Here is a 19,052-nt window from a genome sequence, read left to right as displayed (position 1 = left end):
ACGATGATGAGCGAGATGAAGATGACGAAGCAAGAGATGATGACGATGATGAGCGAGATGAAGATGACGAAGCAAGAGATGATGACGATGATGAACTAGACAACTCTAGTATTGAAAATTCCAACGAAGATGAAGATGAAGATGAAGATGAAGATGAAGATGAAGATGAAGATGAAGAATAATTCCTTAGTTGCTAATTAATCGATCTTGGGTTATGTTATGTTAAAAAAACACGTCTTGGATTTGAGAAATTCTAAATTCCAAAATATAGAATTTAATAACATTCGGGTTAGATGGAAATTATGAATTACTATTCACTTATCCCAGTTTTGTTGCTTGTATTCATTATTCCCACAAGCATTGGTGCAGCTGAAAAAAATCTTGAAATAAACATCTCAGCAAAAGGAGATGCAAAAGTTGTTCATACTCTTAGTACAAAATCAACAATTTCAACAGTAGTAGTGACGTCTATTTCTGAAAAAATTTCTGAAATAGTAGCAATAGATGATGAAGGAATTATTTTAGATACTACTCAACAAGGAGATTCAATACGTATAGACACACTTGGTGTAACTTTTGTTACGCTATCTTACAATGCTGATATTGTTACGAATGATGCAGGATTGTGGAGAATTTCTTACACTGTTAATGAAAATACCTTCATAACTTTACCACCTCTGGCAAATGTTGTTTCAATGAATGATTTTCCAATCTCTGTAGAAAATAATTCTTTAGAAATGTCTCCAGGACAAATCTCAATTAGTTATGATACTAGTGATGCAACTATCAAAGAATTTTCAGTTTCTACAAAAGGTACTAAACAAAGTGTTCAAATTATGTCTGATTCAAATATTGATGGCTTTATTCATGATGATGGAAAAGTTTTGTTTAACATATATGATAACATGCCTATGATTGTGCGAATTCCAGATTCTTTGATGACAAAACCATTGCAAGTTTTCCTTGATGGAAAATTAATCGAACATCAAATTTACTATCAAGGTAATACCGATTCTTGGTTAAGAATTGAACCTGCACAAAGCGGAACAATTGCCATAAGTGGAATCATTGCAGAACCAAAAATTACAGAACCCCCAATTGCAGAAAAGACTATAGAACAACCAATTTCAGAACCGAAAATTACTAAATCGGAAGGAGGAGGGTGTCTTATTGCAACTGCAACATATGGATCAGAGCTTGCCCCCCAAGTACAGTTCTTGAGAGAAATTAGAGACAACACAGTAATGAACACTTCATCAGGTTCTTTCTTCATGGCCGAATTCAACCAATTGTACTATTCGTTCTCACCAACAATAGCTGACTGGGAAAGAGAAAACCCAATATTCCAAGAAGCAGTTAGAGCATTCATCACTCCGATGATTTCAACTCTATCCCTCATGACATTGGCTGACAGTGGCTCTGAAATTGAAGTTCTTGGATTAGGAATATCTGTTATTGCACTTAACTTGGGCATGTACGTTGCAGCTCCAACAATAATGATTTATCAAATTAGAAAGTCATTCTAATCTCTATTGGATAAACAATTCTCATGCCTACATGCATCCATTTTTGTACCCAAAATAGCGGCTGAGTTTCTGTGGAGTTGAATCCTTACAGACCCGGACCGTTATGGAAACAAATTCAGTTCCTTATGGGGAATTATCCATTTAGTTAAACTCTCTCTGAAACCAATATTTGTGAAATGGTGGTTGGTCTGTGAACCAAATATGTTCTCCAAAAATAACTCAAAGCCTTATGGAATTCTGACTTCCATACGATCACCTTTAAGTAAAATCTTCTAGTCTTGAAAGTATTGCTTAGATTTTTTATCGTTACATTTCTGAGAATGATCTTACTTTTACAAAGTTATTCCATGTCTTATGGCCAAGAAGAAGACATTCCATTTCCTCAACAGTGGGGAGGAGGAACTGGAGTTCAGAGTGCACAATCTGATGCAATAATGCCTGATTGGTTCAAAAGCAATGCCAAATGGTGGAAAAATGGTCTAATCTCTGATGCAGATATGATTAATGCATTGGAGAGTTTGATGATTCAAGATGTAATTCCTCTTGATAAATTCATCAAATCGTCATCTGGACTTGAACATCAAGCAGGTGTACCAAAAGGTGGAGATTTTGTTATTCCAAGTTATCAAAAAGATGTTTTTGGTTTTTGGAGTGATGGAATTGTTTCAGATGGTGAAATTGTTAACTCTATTGGACATTTAATGAGTCAAGGAATAATTAATTCTGAAAAAATACAAAACGAAGTCTCTGAACGTAAAGAAAAACAAAAACTTTCTACAGATGAAGTAAAAGAACTTGGTGAACTTCTTGATACAAATGAAGATGAAGACTGGCCTGATATCTTTATTCCTGGTGATGTATTTACACAAGAGGAATTAGAATATCTGAACGGTTTACCAACATTTCAAAATGGGGAATTAGTTGACAGTGTGATTGATGATTTACACCCTGGAACTGGTGTTGGTGCCACTTTAGGAGATTTTCCAGACGGCAACTCTTCTGTTTCTGAATCTATTATTCCCATGCTTGCAGATCAACAATATGTTGAATCTTTAATCTCTGGTGCCACGCTTTTTGAAAGAAGCGATGATTATGGATATTCTAAATATATTCATGTCAATGGTACTATTGTAATTGTTTATGTTTATGGGCAAACTGCTGTTGTAACTCCTCAATGCAATGATTTCTATTCATGGACTGATTTAGTTCCTGGAAAATGTTTCTTCGATAAGAAAACTCTCTGTCCTGATGGTTTGACTCTAAACCCAATGGATTCTGGTGAATGTATTGATTTGGTTGATGTGACTTTTTCTGAACAAATCTGTGAATTTATTGATGATGGAGATATCACAGAAGAAGAATGGGAGTATCTGAGTGGATTACCTGGATTTGAAGAAGATGCAGTACTTGACGTCTGTCAATATTGTGGTTCTTGCTCTGGCGAATTAGATGAAAATATCTGTATCACGTGCTTTGGCCCCCATGACGGAAACGAAATTCATGTTTCTGAAGTTTCACCATCTCCAATCCCTCCTGAACCTGATCTTGATTGTGATTCATGTGGGGTTGAATATGGTCAAGAAGATGATGAGATATGTCTAGAGTGCGGTGAGTTAGTTGGAGGTACCGAGACAGACCCTACTGAAAATCCATGTGAAACATGTGATAATGAATTACAAGATGAAAATAATGATACTGCATGTGATACCTGTGGAGAAAATATTGTAACAGGAACTACTGATAATGCTGATGGCTCAACAACTACTTACTATGATGACGGAAGTAGTGCTACCACCACAAAAGATGGAGTGCATACGACAAGATATCCAGATGGAACAACCATCACCACATACCAAAATGGGAATTCAATTACCACTGATCCAAATGGTGTTGAAACTGTAATGGACTCTGCTGGAAATACTATTGAAGGATATAGTGAAGATATTGCACCTGGAGTGGGAAAAATTACTACATATCCTGATGGTATGGAAATTCTTCAATATGATGATGGATTCACAATAATTGTATATCCAGATGGGACACGAACAGTATTGCATCCTAACGAGGATGTCGAAACTAATTCAAATAATTTAGAAGATGAAAATAATATCTCTAGAGTTGAGAATCCTAATGGCACTGTCACTATTATTTATCCAGATGGAACCACTGTCTTGCTGACAAACAGTGGAACAAAAGCAACAATAACTTATCCAGACAGTTCAACTACCTCCACCTCTGTTGTACCTACTATTAGTGGAAAAATCCAAGTGAAACTTGGTACTAGCACATACAATTTTGACACGTATGATGAAGCATATGCTGCAATTGAAGATATAGTTGAAGAATATCTTGCAGGCATCTCATCTATAGATGGGCCATATGATCCAAACCAATCTTTTTCTATTCCTCTAGTTACTGTAGATAATGGACGCCAATATCCTGCATTTCAATTTACAATATACCAACATAACTCAATATGTAATGGAGAACCACATTACATTTCTTCAAGTCAATTTGCAACAACGCTTTCATTAAATGGTTTTGCTGCAGTTGGGAATTGTGGTTTTGGCACTTTAAACAATTATCCAATTCAAAATGTGCCTATTGATGGAAATATCTTAAACAACTTTCTTAATCATATGAGTCTTGACGCATTTCCTTCAGTGTCTGAGGATGTAACAGGCTCTTATACAGGATCTTCAGATCCTGAAAACCCAAATGACTCTGGATTAAATTGATGTTGTTCATACTTGACCAATACTCGGTAAACAGTATTTGGCGTGCAAGCCAAATCTCTGGTTTTGAATCATTACAGGCATGCAGTGTAATTATGTTCATCTGTAGAACAATTTTTTGTTAGTACGGCCTTCATAGTTTCATGTTGAGCAAATAAATCTAGAATGGACTATTCCAAGCTTGGAGACTCCATATTTGAGATAAGCAGCACGGTACGTTTTGTCGAAATATACCATAAAGACAACAAATACTGTCATGTCAGAAAAGACATGACTCCATTACTAGAAGAAACTGAGACAGAACAGTCAATTGAAGATGCGTTAGATAGATGGAAAACCAGAATCAGATTATCTGAGAAACTTGGAGCTCCCAAGTATGCTATGGCAGAGTATGGAAAAGTAAAAAGAATCACAATCCCATTTAATGAGAATGGATTAATTCTTGTAAGTCTTGACTGTGAAGGATTTCATGAAGTTGTACTCAAGGAAATTTTAGAAATCATAAACTCATTTTCCAAAGAGAAATGATGATGTATGCTATTCTGGTTCAAACATCTAGCAACTTTCATATTTCTATCAGTTGAGATATTTCGAATCATTGGTAAAAAATTAACTAAAACAGTTGTTTTATAATGTGTAAATCCAAAACGTCATGTAAACATTGAATTTAAAAAAATAAATTTAGGCCAACAATTTGTCTTAAATGTAGTGAAGAAATTGATTGGATGTCTTTTGATAAAATTTAAAATTATTTTAAATCCAAGGTCAACAAACACATTTTAATTCACACATCACAATTACACGTAAGCCAATATTCGCTAAAATAGTATTTGATGTGCAAGCCTATCTATTGAAAACTCGTATGGAGCATTTTCTAATTGGTTAAAATCTCACTAGTGAGAATCTAAAAAAATGTTTAAAGATGAATTTGTCACGTGTATCGTATGCATGTTGAATGGAAAGGACCTATGATTCATAAAGAAAAAAACAGTGAGGAAAAACCTGTAACGTATTCCGAAGAAAAAGGTGTATACATAATTGCAAATACTCTTGGCCAAACTAATCAAATAGCACGATATGTAGGAAAAGGCGATATTGCCGAAAGAATCAATGCTCACAAAAGAGATAACAAAAAATGCATGCAAGAAGCAACTGACGAGAACAGACATATCTACTATGCTTTGGTGCCCGATGAAACTATGCGAAGTAATATCGAACACACATTATACTATGGCTATGGTGGGGATAAGGGTAAACTCTGTAATGATAAAGATACTCCGCCCAAAGGAGAAAAAATCCAAATTAATTATCCTCCTAAAGTACATTCACCATAAATGTCTCTAATTTTTTTCTACATTGGGTGATTCCAAAATATTTTTTTTATTTGTCAATCTGATTTCAATGATGCATAAATCTAATCTGTACGTTGATTGAATTTGTTTAATCTATTATGATTCCTGAATTTTCTTTTTAGCTCTTCTTTGTTCGTAACATTATTTTCATTCAAAATAGTGCCTAGTTGTGTATCTTTTCTTCTACCTTCTACAGCTTTTTTTGGAAGATCTTTTATGTTTCCAATTTTTTTATCGCTGCGAACTTTTCTAAAAGGTTCTCTTTTCATACTTTTTCGTATCTTAATATTCTATAAAAATATGATCTCAATATTATTTTTAAAAATAATGATCCTCTTTAAATTCTAGTTCTCTTATTTTATCTAAATGAGCAAATCTCAGTTTGATTCTGAACAACAATGTCCACTTTGTAATAGGCCTATTACAACTGAAGAATACAATTTGGCATTAAACAAATTAGAAAAGCAAATTGAAGAAAGATACAAAAATGAAGAGCAAAAAAACAAAGAAAAATTTGACAAGAAATTAGATGAAATTACAAAAAAACATGAAAATGATAAAAAAGAACAACAAACATTTTACAAGGTTCAAATCAACACGCTTCGTACAGATTTAGAAAAAGATAAGAAGCAATCAGAAATCAAACTGAAACAACATTATGCAGATATGTTAAAACAAACAAAAAAACAATCTGATGAAACAGGACGTAGTAATAAAAAACAATATGAAGAAATGATCAAACAAATTAAAAAACAGCATAAAGATGCAGAACTTCAATTTAACAAATCAATGAAAGCCTTAATGAAAGAAAAGAATGAAGAGATTAAGAAATTAGAAAAAATCAAACAAAAAGCACATCAGATTGCATATGAAAAAGCAAAAAGTGATTATGATATTAAACTATTGGAAATAGAAAAAGAACTACGTCAAAAAGATATTCAGATAAAACGTGCAAATGACCAAGCTGAAGAATTACAAAACAAACTTTCTCAAACTCAGTCAGAGCTAAAAGGTGAAGTAGGTGAATTGAATTTGTTAGAACAATTACATGCTGCATTTCCAAATGATAAATTCAATCGCCAGAAAAGAGGCATTTCCACTGCAGATATTTATCAAACAATTGTATCGAATGAGAAAAAATTAGATATTCAAATTGCTTTTGACAATAAAGAAAATACAAAAGTAAAATCTACAGATATTGAAAAAGCTAAGAAATATGCTGAAAATAGTAATATAAAATACGTCATCATAGTTTCAACTGACATTCCAAAATCATATGCTCCAAATGGAATCTATGGACTCAAAGATGGAATGATTATTGTAAATCCAAGGATACTGATTGAAGTTGTAACTAGATGCAGAGACAACATAATTGAAATTTCACGGATAAAAAAAGGTGCAAAAGATAGGGATGCAAAAGAGGCAAAACTCTTTGATTATATGATAAGTTCAGAATTCTCAAATCTGATTAAGATCGTATATGAAACGAATGAGAAAATGCGTAAATTACAAGATAAAGAAATTCGTTTACATCAAACATTATGGAAAGATCGAAGTAAACTTCGCAATGAACTCATACGTGCATACATGGACATTGAATCAAGTGTGGAAAGTATAACACAAAAGGAAACCGTTGCCAAGGAAATAATTGCAGAAACATGATAGAATTTGTCAAATTGGAATAGTGATAATCGAGTTGAGTTAAGGTATTTTGATACCTATGGCGTAAAAAACAAACTTAGGCAATTAATTTTTGATAGACCTAAGGATTTGTCAAATCTATTAAAGGCATATGAAATAATCAATGCCCAACAATCTCGCGGTCTAACAATACAAAATTCATTAAATTCAACTATCTCAATTTTTGATCATCAAATCATGGCAGCAAAACTTGTAAAAAACAATCTTAATGGAAGAGTAATCCTAGCCGACGAAGTGGGTTTGGGAAAAACAGTTGAAGCAGGGATTTTACTAAAAGAATATTTTGTAACTGGAATAATACGCAATGCATTAATTCTTACTCCTCCCTCATTACGAAGTCAATGGCAAGAAGAACTAAAGTCAAAATTTGAACTTGATTTCATAGTTAACAAAGATGATTCTAGATTTGAAGGATATGATAAACATACTATGCTTATCACTTCAATATCATCCGCCATTCAACCACGAAATGCAAATTTGTTAAAAGATATTGAATGGGATGTAGTAATTGTAGATGAGGCTCATAGGTTAAAAAAATCCACTACCCAGGCAAATCAGTTTGTAAGAGAATTACAGAAAAAATTTATCTTCTTATTATCCGCTACTCCAATTCAAAATAGTTTAGAAGAGCTATACAACCTAGTTGAAATAATCAAACCAGGATATCTCGGGTCTTGGAGAGATTTTGCATCTAGTTTTACAAGTGATAAAAAGGCACAGAAAATTATTCCTCAAAGAAGATTTGAATTACAAGAAATTCTAAGACAAGCAGTTATCAGAACAACGCGAGAAGAAGTAAAAGAATACATTGAATTTACAGATAGAATTCCGAGAACTCATCTTTTAGAGCCATCTGAATATGAAAGTCAACTGTATCAACATGCAACAGAATTTGTTAGGAAATTATGGCTTGCACAAAAAGGAGGAAGAAACTTTGTCCTGCCTCTAATGACACTTCAGAGGCAAATTTCAAGCAGTACATCTGCTTTGAGAGGCGCAATTAGGAACAAAAAACAGCAATTCCCTCAGTATGTAGATGAACTTGAGAGTATTTTGGAGTTGGCTGACAAAATTAAAGTTGATTCTAAAATGCAAAGATTACGGGACATAATCAAAGAAAACCCCGAAGAAAAACATCTGATATTTACAGAATTTAGAGACACACAAGATTACATTTTTGATTATTTTGATGATGAAGAAATTGAAGCAGTAAAATTTAACGGTTCAATGTCTGCACGGGAAAGAGATACCGCGGTTAGTAAATTTAAACGAGATATTCAAATTATGATTGCAACAGAAGCTGGTGGCGAAGGTCAAAATTTTCAATTTTGTAGTAAAGTGATCAATTATGATTTGCCATGGAATCCAATGCGAGTAGAGCAAAGAGTAGGAAGAGTTCATAGAATCGGGCAGGAGGAAGATGTCCATATTCATAATTTAGCAATCATTGGAAGTATTGAGGAATATGTTCTAAAATTACTATTTGACAAAATTAATTTATTTAAAATGACTATAGGAGATCTTGATTTATTATTCGAAGATGAAGGATTTGAAAAACTTCCTTCAGAAATTTTTGAATCATACATGTCAGCAACAACTAGAAAAGATACACAAAACAAGTTCTCAGCATTAGGTGATAGGCTATCTCACACCAAAAAAAACTTGCATGATACGATTATGGACTTTGATGATCAAGTATTTGCTAATTTTGATTTGTCAACGAGTAGATAAAAATGAACGATAAAGAAATTTTAGAACTTTCAAAAGAACTTTCTCTAGATTATCTGCAGAAGATTGGAGCTGAAGTAGAAGAATCTCATGGATTGTATTCTATTACAATACCTAAGGAATTTGAATCCATTTTTGGAACGATCTCCAAGAGAGTTACATTTGATCATGAAATTGCCGAAACCCATTCATGTGAACTTGTTGTGCCTGGAAGTAATTTTTTAGATATTATTCTCAGCCAGATTCGAAAACAGGCTCCCGTGGTCGGTGTACATCTCCAAAAACGGGTACAAAATCCACAAGAAGAAGTAGGCACAATACCTACTCATAATTGTGAAATTGCTTGTATTGATTCTAAAGAAGAAATCAAAATGGCAGTTAGGTATTTTTTCAATATTAACGTGAAGAGTATCAAACGAGTTGCTATGCTAAGGTGGGTCGATGTTGATTTAGAGACACTTGAGATCCTTGAATTTCCGTCGGAAATAATGGTTGATGAATCGTTAGGAGAAATAAAATATGAGCAAAACGATTCTAGAATTGACTATGCATATAGCAAAGCAACAGAATTTCTAGATGATGAAATTCAGTATCTGGCACTAAAATATGCAGATTTAACTGAAAACAACAAAACAAGAGACATCAATTCGGTTCTCCAAGCACATGAAAGACGAATGAAAGAATACAATCAAGATGTTAGTTTACAGAGGAATAAATTACATGAATATGATAGAAAAATTTTGAATGCACGGTCGTATGAAACTCAGGTAAAATACGCAGAACAAAAAAGTAAACAAGAGGAAAGAATTGTAAAAGAACAAGAGAAACTAGGAAAACTAGTTCAAAGATTAACTAAAGATAAAGCAGTTCAGATAGAACAAATAGAGAAGAGATACCGCCCAATAGTGGATTTTGCACTTGTAGCAGCTAAAGTGTATTCGTATAGCGTAACAGATTGTAATTTAGAATTTAAAAATAATGTTTCAGATAAGCAAATTTATACAAAATATGTTGATCCTTCAAAAAATTTCATTATGACTTGTGAAGTCTGTAATAACCAAATGGAAATGACTCATCTCTGCGTTAATTCTCATCTAAGTTGTGACTTTTGTACAACTCATTGCGTAAAATGTGGGAAGGATGTTTGTGCATCATGTGCTGATGAACTTAATCCATGCTATGTGTGCCAAGAGGGACTTTGTTCTGATTGTACCTCAAGATGTAATTTTTGTACCGAATTGACATGCAAGAATCATCTTATTACGTGTACCCATTGTTCTGAGAAAACATGTTATTTTTGCTCTGATAGCTGTCAGATTTGTTTCCAAAGATTCTGTGAAAAGTCTCTTTATGCCTGTAAAATATGTAAAAAACGTCTATGCCAATCAGACTCTATTGAATGTGTCGAATGTAAATCTCGTTTTTGCTCAACTGATATTACTATCTGTGGAATTTGTGGGGAAAATCATTGTTTGAAAGATTCCAGAAAATGTAATCTATGTGAACAATCTTACAACAGCAGTTGTGTTGGTGGAAAACTTTGCAACACATGTAGAAAATTGCAACCAGTAGAAAAAGAACACCAAGAGGTTCAAGAGATTATTCAATCCTATAAAGAACTCCAAAAAATAAAGAAATGGGAGTGCGCATCAAACAGTAAATTCTCTGTGTTTAAAGTCAAAAAATTATTTGGAAGTAAAATAATTGTGTTTGATAAAATCAAAAAACAGGTTCTAGTTCATAAAAAAGGAGGATGGAGATAGTTGGCATATCTTGGTGGGGATGCTTATTCTCCAATAGCACTAGATCTCGAAAATAATTTTTGGACTGATTTTGAATCTACACGAACTTTATCTAATGTAATTCAACATTTCATGCAAAATTTTTCATATGATGATGAAGAATATAGAGAAAGTTTTGCCATTGTAATTGTACAAGATCAGATGATTAAAAAAAATTACCAAAGAGAAAATTAATGGAGTTAATTCATGCAGAAATTGAAAAGACAAATATCACAAAACCTCAAATTAAAAATAGAAATGATCCAACAAGAACAAATATTCAGAAATTGAACATGTTTCAAGCTGACAGATTAGATGGGAATGCATTTCAAGAGTTTGTAGCTGAGTTGCTAAAAAGCGATGGATTTTCAGATGTAGTAGTAACTGGAAAAAGCGGTGATCAAGGTGGGGATGTGCTTGCAACAAAAGATGGTACCAAATATGTTTTTCAAGCAAAACGATATTCTATTGACAGAAAAGTGTCAAATGGTGCAGTACAAGAAGCACATGGTGCAGTAGCATATTATGACGCAGACGTTGGTATAGTAATTACAAATTCATTTTACACAAATGGGGCACGAGAATTGGCTACAAAAATAGGAATTGTTCTATGGAATAGAAAAGATGTCATCAAACTTATAGAGAATTTTAATGGAGATAATAATATTTGAAAAATACAGAGCTTTTTGTACATGTATTTTTTGTAGACATGGTTTCATTGTCCGATAGAAGTTTAGGATCTACTGAGACACAAAGTAAAAAATTAGAAACTATGTTTAGGTATATCACAAATAGTAAAATTCTAAAAAATTCTACAATTACATCACATACAGGAGATGGGGTTGCAATTTGTTTTACTGAAAATCCACGTTTACCGTTAGAGTTGTCAATTGATCTCCATAAAAAATTAAATCGTTTTAATAAAAATAAACCCAAAAAAGAAAAAATTTTGGTCCGAATAGGAATTAACTCAGGGTTAATTTCAAAAACCAGAGGAGTTAAGGGACAGGGAAATTATTGGGGGCGAGGTCTTATTCATGCTCAAAGAATTATGAGTGCCGGAGACGCATCTCATATTTTACTTAGTGCTAATACAGCACAAGAACTCATAGAAATATCTGATGAATACAAACAGAACATTCACTATATTGGAAATATCGAAATTAAACATGAAGAAATCATACCAGTCTATTCTGCTTATGGGGAGTGTTTTGGAAATAATGACAACTCAAAATTCACAGAGAAACCAATTCAAGAAGAATCTGGCCGTGTTATTTTTGAAGGATTAAAGAAAGATGAAATAAATCCAAAAAAATTATTAGAGTTATTGAAACAAAACAAACAAACTAAATTATCACTATCTTCAAAAAGGAAGAGGAAAAAGAATTGAAAGGAAACCCAATTACAGTGTCATTTGACCGAACAGTATATCCATTAGATAGCATCATGCATATTCGTTTTAGAATATTTGATTTGATTCCAAATGAGTCAATCCATATGGATATAATTGATAATAATAAAAAATCAATTATTTCTAGAACCATTAATCCGTATAAGACACATAATTTAGAGCGTCCTCCTGATTACTTATTCCAAACCGATGTTAGGATGAAAGGAAATGTTTGGAAATTAGGGCATAGTTATACTGTAATTGCAAAATATGGTAATTTTGAAGCATCTGACTCTACAATCATTGCAAAACGTAGACCGGTTATTCAAACAGACAAATCAGTTTACATCAATGGTTCGGATGTAATTGTGACAGTGATTGCTCCTGATTTAGATAAGGACAATCAGAAAGCTGAGATTATTGGAAACAAACCAGAACATTTCTTAACACTTTCTTCTAGTCATGGAATAATCAAGGGTTACAAATTACGTGAAACAGGTGATTCTACAGGAATATTTCAAGGAGTTTTAGAACTTACTCCATTATACACACAGAAAAAAGGTAAAAGAGTAAAAAACAAGGCAAAAGGAACAGGTCCATTTAATGGCCAACTGCCGGTTTCTATTGGAGAGGAAATTTTAATTGAATTCAAATCTAGTAGTGGAAATGAAAAACTTTCAATTTTCTCATCTAATTTTGGTGCAGCAATTGAATTAGATCAAAGAGTGTATGTTCCTACAGATAAAGTGTGTCTTACAATAGTTGCTCCAGATTTTAATTTTGATTCTCATAAAGCTGATGTAATTGGAAATAAGCCTGATTGCAAAGTAAACATATCTACAAAAAAAGGAAAGCTTTTGAATTATAAATTGATAGAAACAGGAAAAGACTCAGGAATTTTTACAGGTGACATCACGCTTACTAGTTTAAAAAACAATTTTCCAAAAAATGCCAAAAAAATTCCTAAAAAAATTGGGATTACGAAAGGAAATGGTCCAATAAATGGTAAATTAGCATGTGATAAAGATGACATCTTAAATGTAGAAATGATTACTGAATATGAAAAATACACCGGTTCTGCAATGATTCGATACAATATAGGTGAAATTGAATGGGATAATGAATACTATTCATCCCCATCTTCTGCAAAAATAAGAGTAATTGATCCGGATATGAACTTGGATCCTGAAAAAATAGATGTTGTAAAAATTAGAGTTTGGTCTGATACAGATTTAGAAGGAATAGAGGTGGAATTGTCTGAAACAAGTGAGGCTACAGGTATTTTTGAAGGAGTCGTTCTTTTAGATAAAAAAATCTCTGGAAACAATCGCCTTCAGATTTCTACAGGAGATAGCATTTTTGCAAAATATGTTGACTGGAGTGTTCCAGCAAATATCAAAAAATCTAATTTAGATATCATTGCCACTGCAAAAGTAAATTTTGAACAGCCGCAGAAAACAGTGAAAATTTTGCCCAAATCATCTGTTCCTCATGATGGAAAATACTTGGAGCCAGAAATCATAACCATTGAAAAAGGAACCATTGTAAAATGGATAAATGATGACAATGCAGCACATACAATTACAAGTGGAACTCCTGACGGAGGTCCTGATGGAGATTTTGATAGTTCATTGTTTATGCCAAATGAAAAGTTTGAACATGTTTTTGACAAAGCAGGTGTTGTCGAATATTTTTGCATGGTACACCCATGGATAACGGGAAAAATAATTGTTATAGAAACTGAAACAAAAGAAAAAAAGCGAATCCAAATTAAGCATTGATTTGCAAGTCTAAATTCAACATAAAAGGGAAAACCAACGCTAAGCATGATTTCCTTTGATCAACTATAGCACATCCCTTATGGAGAATTTTTGCTTTGGTTCGAATCTCTAAAGTAATTCAATGGTACAACCCACTTGCATCATATCCTTCTTTTCGGTTTGCAATTTCTTTTGATAACCAAAGGAAAGTAGTCCAATGCAATTACAAAAACTACCAAACTGTTAATTCGTGCCTGAAAACATGTATGATTTACTACCATTTTAAAATCCATGTTATACTAGCATGAAAACAACTATGTTAAACAAGGTTATTAACAAGGTAGTAATACATATATGTTATACATGGTTGGTAAAAACATGCGAAAAAACGTAACTACATCCCTCCTTACTAATGAGGAATTGAAAGGATTGCGCCCTAGAGAGCGTGGCAGATATGTTCAAAATTTGATTTTGAATACATTAGATGAAAAAAAAGATTACGCATTATCTGAAATCATCGAGAAAACCGGTCTTGCAAGACCTACAATTACCAAACACCTAGATGCATTGGTATCTACTCAGCAAGTATTCAAAGAGAGTAGGCAACTAGGACGAATGCAAATTGCATTTTACAAACGCACAGGTTCAATTAAACAAAAAGAAGAAATGAAATCAAAAAACAACGAAAGTACATACTCATTTTTTGTATTAGATAATGGGGATGAAAAATCAATATGTATTCAACAAAAAATTGAAGATGAATACAACAATCCTACTGTAAAAGGTGCTGTAACGATAAACTTTGTTGATCTACAATCCTTTATTACTGAGTTACACGCATATGGAGCAAGAGTGGTAGACAAGTGATCAGTAACAAACCACTAAATGTTGAAGAGCCAAAATGGGATAGATGCACTAGAAATGGTTTTCTAAGAGTTGGCAACAAAAGAGTACCATTTCATACATTAGCACCATTAATAACAAGTTATGATTACGACTTCATTCCTTATTTTGATAATTTAAAACAACATCCTTCTGAATCAACTCATGCTAGGATGATGACGTTTAGAATGTTTGAACTTCATAATACACTAAAGCCATTATTGCAATCCATCTATCAAACAACATTAGATGGAAAACTTGCTTATGATTTTGAAAAAGATGTTATTGAAACAACTCCGATTCTAATTGATCCTTGTATGGAGTACACATGGTACTCTCAATACAGAAAAATTCTTTCTACTAACAAAGACACGCCAATAGAAGTTCGTAAACTAGCAAAACGAATACTTGCCATTGTAACAAAAGTGGAAAAAGGCGAACTAACAAAATCAGAAGGTTATGTAAAAGAAAAAATTGAATATGAGAAATTTTGGTTAGGATTAGCAAAAGATAAGAGAAAATTATCTGATGTAGTTACAAAAATTCTTGACTTACAAAACTCCATGCGTGCAGATATTGGATTGCCTCCAGTACCTGCTGTGTACAGTCCAGAACTATTAGAGGTTACAAAACAAATCAATAAAATAGCACAAGCAGTATGGGTAGGAGAAAATTGTGCTACATATGTGGTTCTTACTCCTCAATGGCTAAAAAGTGAGGCACTAGTCGACCTTTTGATAGATTATTTGAAATCTGTGGATTCCAAGTTCATCGTGTTAAAAATTAAAAATTTAGAATTAGACAAAGTTACCTATGTCTACCAGAGGCGAATGTTCAAGAAAATATTGGAAGCAGTTAATGTAGTAAAACAAAATGATGAGGAAAAAGTTTTCATGTTACTTGAAGCAGGATATCAAATGTATCCTGCCATCACAGGAGGCTTTGATTTTGTTTCTACAAGTTTAAGAGCATTGGATAAAGACGGTGGTGGATTTTCACCAGATAGTGAAGGGTATGGGGGATTTTTTAGTCCTAAACATTTAGTCGTATTACCATGGCGTGATGTAAAAATAATGTTCGCTAACGGTGGATTGAAATGTAGTTGCGAAATATGTCGTGGCATTACTTCAATTCCTTCTAAAGATGAATGGAATGTATTACGTAGAATGCATTACATGCTTGTAGTAAGTAGAATGTTGGAAGATGTTAACAAATTTGTTCTTGATCAAAAAATAGAGTTGGCAATTGAAAAATTATCCTTGTCTGAACTTTCTAATTTCAAACGTATGTTGCCATACATAAGTTAAGGTACATAAAATTGCAATTAGATCCACATCACTGTCATTGTTTTCAAATACTTTCATTAAATTCAGAAACAATTGATAAAATGAAACAAACAGGATTCAAAAAACAAATTCTCGAAGAACCACGTGGACAAATTTTTAGTAGAACAAAAAGAATAGATGAATTCACACAAGTTCATTTCAAAGTTTTACAAGACGGAACAATAGAAAGTGAAATGGAATATCCCCCTGAATACATGTTTGCACACTTAAACCCAGAACACAGTTATTCTGCACATAAAGAAACAGAGATAATTCTAAACCATTTTTCAATTCCTTACAAACTAAAGAAAATTCCTCCTGTTACTTGCATTAAAAGAAAAATTGTCAAGGCAGTAAAACCAAGTCATTGGACTACCATTCTAGGAGTTGTACTTGCAGTTGCTGTGATTGCAGGTACTGTTTATGTTGCTTCTAAAAGCAAAGCCTAATTTCATGTCCCGATTCTTGCCAGAACCGACTAAGACTATGAAGCTAATTTTTAATTATCTTATTATATTTTCATAATGTATGAAAGCTGGATTTATTGTTGCAATTGTAATAGTGGTTGTAATGGCAGGAATAGTAATTGCTGGAAATCTTGTTTCTCCAAACCAAAGTAGTGATACAGCAGACATACCAAAATCATCTGCTCCACACGAGTTATCTCAATCATTTCAACAATCATCTCAACCAGCAAGACCCTCCTGTGATCCTTCGTACTCTGTTTGCATTCCGCCATATCCTCCAGATCTGGATTGTGGAGAAATTCCACATTCTAATTTCAGAGTATCTGGCTCTGATCCTCATGGATTTGACAGAGATGGAGATGGAATTGGATGTGAATCATAAAAAAAGTTGGTAAAGACTAGACGTAAGTTTGTGGAAAATTCTTTCAAGATTAAGATCTGGATTTTTTAAGATGTTGAGATGAATACTGCTGTGAATAAGACTGTAAGTGAATTTGAAAAGAATTTATTGAAAATGAAGCAGTTGTATCTGTCAACTGAACGTCAATTTATTGAATTCAATGAAATAATACCGTATACCCAAAATGATCCTGCAAAGGGTTGGAATGAAATACATTCACCTAGATTGGTCAATCTTATTCTCAGTATTTGTCCTCAGATTGAAAAAATATCTAAACTGTTACTAAGCGAACTAGACTTGGTACCAGAAAATAATGGACGTAGCTCATATGATTATTTGAATCGACTTGACAGAAAAAAACTATTGACAATACAACATGTGGGTATGGCAAACCCTGGTAGTGTTAACATTCTCCTTCAACCTTTCTTAAAAAACTCCGATAATATAGAATGGTGGTTTGCATATAATAAAATCAAACATGACATAATTGAAGGGATTGATTATGGTACGTTATCTAATACCATTAATGCTTTAGCAGGTTTATCCATTTTGCATCACATTGCTTACACCATACTTACTTTCAAACATTATGCTGGAGTGAGTTGGGAAGATGAAATATTGGATTCAGAAAAATGGTTTTTCGATGAAGAACAAGGATTGGCTTTCCAACATCCTGATGAAAAGTTATTCCCTAATCAACTCTCAGTTGTGTGGTCATCAAAGATCTTCTTTTTTTGTAATCACAGAATAAAAGGAGTGTAAACTTGCCAAGATTTGAACCGTCCAATATTTACAAAATATCTTTCATAATTTAGACGAATAACATGGAAGAGTTATCCATGTTTTGAGGTTCAATATTTACTGCACCAAAATGCTAAAAATAAGAAGATAGTTATTTATTTAATTGATTTCACTAAATACACAAATTCAATTAAAGAAAATTAAAAACAGGGTATCTCAATATAAAATTTGGATTTTACTATCAATATTCTATATAGCTGTTTCATTATCTGTGCTAAATTGGTTTAATGAAGATACAAATCAAATTGGAAATAATATGACACTTGCTGTTGAAATTTTTCTAGGTACATTGATAGCCGTTATTGCACATAAACAAAATCAGCAAACAAATAAGGTGTCCCAATTTTTGGATAATCAAGTAAACTATGTCAAGGAAGACATAGGACGATGTCTTGTTAATATTTTTGCAACTCTGTATCCTTCAACTTCATTAAATATTTCTGAATTAGAAGCTAAACGTTTAACAAAAAATGAGATTTCTTCAAATCTTCAAACTATTGAATTTCATCATTCTAATAATTCGATGTATCTCGAAGCTTACACACAAAATGGATTGTCTTCCTTGATTTCTCAGATGAAAAGAATTAATGATGGACATCCAGGCATATTTCCGTTATTAAATAACATCATTTTATCATTAGAACGAAACTTCCCAAATAGATATACCCAAGAAATTGACTATCTACTTCAAGATTTTATTAAAAAAATCTCTCAAAAATATCCAAATCTTGAATTACGAAATCTTTCTTTGTATAATCCTAATGCACAACAACCATATCTCGATTTTATAACTGAAAAAATTTATGATGTTAAATCTTTACCCAACTGGATTCTAACACATTTAAAATTTCCAGGTATTGAAGTTGAATTAAATTCATTTAAGACTAGAACCGAAAATAGAATTGAATCACTACAACATGTTAAAAATAATAAAACAGTAAAAAATCTTGATTCTGAAGAAATAGATTTTTTAATTGAATTATATTCAAATGCATTAAAAATTTTTAAAATAACCCATACAAATGAGATAAATCCAAATGATCTTAAAGTATTCATAGAAAATTTAAAATTGTTTGTGGAAAAATATGGGAATTTGATGAAAACTCTTTATTAAAATCTATTTTGGATCAAATCATGTAAAACACAGACAACTGTGCCATGTTTTACACTAAAATTTTGGAATTTTTTCCAAGTTCAAATCTGT

The 19,052-nt window shown here is 32.6% G+C and carries 19 protein-coding genes; 18 read left to right on the top strand and 1 reads right to left on the bottom strand.

All coding sequences use genetic code 11. From position 1 onward, the window contains the following. The 5 genes from Q0941_RS09700 to Q0941_RS09680 all read left to right on the top strand — a co-directional run. Positions 1-182, top strand: a 182-nt coding sequence (locus Q0941_RS09700) for a hypothetical protein (RefSeq protein WP_299293596.1), incomplete at its 5' end; no start/stop codon positions are given. A gap of 120 nt (positions 183-302) precedes the next feature. Beyond that, the gene (locus Q0941_RS09695) at positions 303-1,526 is read left to right on the top strand and encodes a CFI-box-CTERM domain-containing protein (RefSeq protein ID WP_299293593.1); all 1,224 of its coding nucleotides are present in this window, start codon (positions 303-305) and stop codon (positions 1,524-1,526) included. Between the two features lie 320 nt (positions 1,527-1,846). Beyond that, positions 1,847-4,264 (top strand): hypothetical protein, encoded by a 2,418-nt coding sequence (locus Q0941_RS09690; RefSeq protein WP_299293590.1) that lies wholly within the window; start codon positions 1,847-1,849, stop codon positions 4,262-4,264. Positions 4,265-4,426: 162 nt separating this feature from the next. After that, positions 4,427-4,789 (top strand): hypothetical protein, encoded by a 363-nt coding sequence (locus tag Q0941_RS09685; protein WP_299293587.1) that lies wholly within the window; start codon positions 4,427-4,429, stop codon positions 4,787-4,789. Positions 4,790-5,205: 416 nt separating this feature from the next. Next, positions 5,206-5,595 (top strand): hypothetical protein, encoded by a 390-nt coding sequence (locus tag Q0941_RS09680; protein WP_299293584.1) that lies wholly within the window; start codon positions 5,206-5,208, stop codon positions 5,593-5,595. 80 nt (positions 5,596-5,675) lie between these two features. Here the strand turns inward: Q0941_RS09680 and Q0941_RS09675 are convergent, their stop codons facing one another. After that, the gene (locus Q0941_RS09675; RefSeq protein ID WP_299293581.1) at positions 5,676-5,882 is read right to left on the bottom strand and encodes a hypothetical protein; all 207 of its coding nucleotides are present in this window, start codon (positions 5,880-5,882) and stop codon (positions 5,676-5,678) included. Positions 5,883-5,979: 97 nt separating this feature from the next. On the opposite strand from Q0941_RS09675, the gene Q0941_RS09670 reads away from it, so the two are divergent. The 13 genes from Q0941_RS09670 to Q0941_RS09610 all read left to right on the top strand — a co-directional run bounded on the left by Q0941_RS09670 (position 5,980) and on the right by Q0941_RS09610 (position 18,962). Beyond that, complete coding sequence (locus tag Q0941_RS09670; protein WP_299293578.1) at positions 5,980-7,275, top strand: DUF2130 domain-containing protein; 1,296 nt, start codon at positions 5,980-5,982, stop codon at positions 7,273-7,275. A 6-nt stretch (positions 7,276-7,281) separates the two neighbouring features. Further along, positions 7,282-9,045 (top strand): DEAD/DEAH box helicase, encoded by a 1,764-nt coding sequence (locus Q0941_RS09665; RefSeq protein WP_299293575.1) that lies wholly within the window; start codon positions 7,282-7,284, stop codon positions 9,043-9,045. A gap of 2 nt (positions 9,046-9,047) precedes the next feature. Beyond that, the gene (locus Q0941_RS09660) at positions 9,048-10,805 is read left to right on the top strand and encodes a hypothetical protein (RefSeq protein ID WP_299293573.1); all 1,758 of its coding nucleotides are present in this window, start codon (positions 9,048-9,050) and stop codon (positions 10,803-10,805) included. After that, entirely contained in the window at positions 10,806-11,018 is a 213-nt protein-coding gene (locus Q0941_RS09655) for a hypothetical protein (RefSeq protein WP_299293570.1), read from the top strand. Continuing rightward, positions 11,018-11,494 (top strand): restriction endonuclease, encoded by a 477-nt coding sequence (locus Q0941_RS09650; protein ID WP_299293568.1) that lies wholly within the window; start codon positions 11,018-11,020, stop codon positions 11,492-11,494. The genes Q0941_RS09655 and Q0941_RS09650 overlap by 1 nt, the downstream gene beginning before the upstream one ends. Beyond that, complete coding sequence (locus tag Q0941_RS09645) at positions 11,491-12,213, top strand: adenylate/guanylate cyclase domain-containing protein (protein WP_299293565.1); 723 nt, start codon at positions 11,491-11,493, stop codon at positions 12,211-12,213. The genes Q0941_RS09650 and Q0941_RS09645 overlap by 4 nt, the downstream gene beginning before the upstream one ends. Continuing rightward, a complete protein-coding gene (locus tag Q0941_RS09640) occupies positions 12,210-13,994 on the top strand; it encodes a hypothetical protein (protein WP_299293562.1) in 1,785 nt (594 codons plus the stop codon). The genes Q0941_RS09645 and Q0941_RS09640 overlap by 4 nt, the downstream gene beginning before the upstream one ends. Positions 13,995-14,351: 357 nt before the next feature. Beyond that, positions 14,352-14,840: a hypothetical protein gene (locus Q0941_RS09635; protein WP_299293559.1), complete on the top strand. Its 489-nt coding sequence runs from the start codon at positions 14,352-14,354 to the stop codon at positions 14,838-14,840. Then, entirely contained in the window at positions 14,837-16,162 is a 1,326-nt protein-coding gene (locus Q0941_RS09630; RefSeq protein WP_299293556.1) for a hypothetical protein, read from the top strand. Before Q0941_RS09635 ends, Q0941_RS09630 begins: the two co-directional genes overlap by 4 nt. Before the next feature lie 80 nt (positions 16,163-16,242). Continuing rightward, positions 16,243-16,629: a hypothetical protein gene (locus Q0941_RS09625; RefSeq protein ID WP_299293553.1), complete on the top strand. Its 387-nt coding sequence runs from the start codon at positions 16,243-16,245 to the stop codon at positions 16,627-16,629. A 79-nt stretch (positions 16,630-16,708) separates the two neighbouring features. Next, complete coding sequence (locus tag Q0941_RS09620) at positions 16,709-17,029, top strand: hypothetical protein (RefSeq protein WP_299293550.1); 321 nt, start codon at positions 16,709-16,711, stop codon at positions 17,027-17,029. A 78-nt stretch (positions 17,030-17,107) separates the two neighbouring features. Continuing rightward, positions 17,108-17,809, top strand: coding sequence for a hypothetical protein (locus Q0941_RS09615; RefSeq protein ID WP_299293547.1), 702 nt, complete (start codon positions 17,108-17,110; stop codon positions 17,807-17,809). Positions 17,810-18,059: 250 nt separating this feature from the next. After that, positions 18,060-18,962: a hypothetical protein gene (locus tag Q0941_RS09610; RefSeq protein ID WP_299293544.1), complete on the top strand. Its 903-nt coding sequence runs from the start codon at positions 18,060-18,062 to the stop codon at positions 18,960-18,962. Positions 18,963-19,052: the final 90 nt, after the last annotated feature.

Origin of the sequence: Candidatus Nitrosopumilus sp. (assembly GCF_028278985.1) — an archaeon.
In the GTDB taxonomy this organism is placed as follows: Archaea; Thermoproteota; Nitrososphaeria; order Nitrososphaerales; family Nitrosopumilaceae; genus Nitrosopumilus.
The sequence above is the reverse complement of the archived record's forward strand: the minus strand, read 5'-3'. Positions and strand labels throughout refer to the sequence as shown.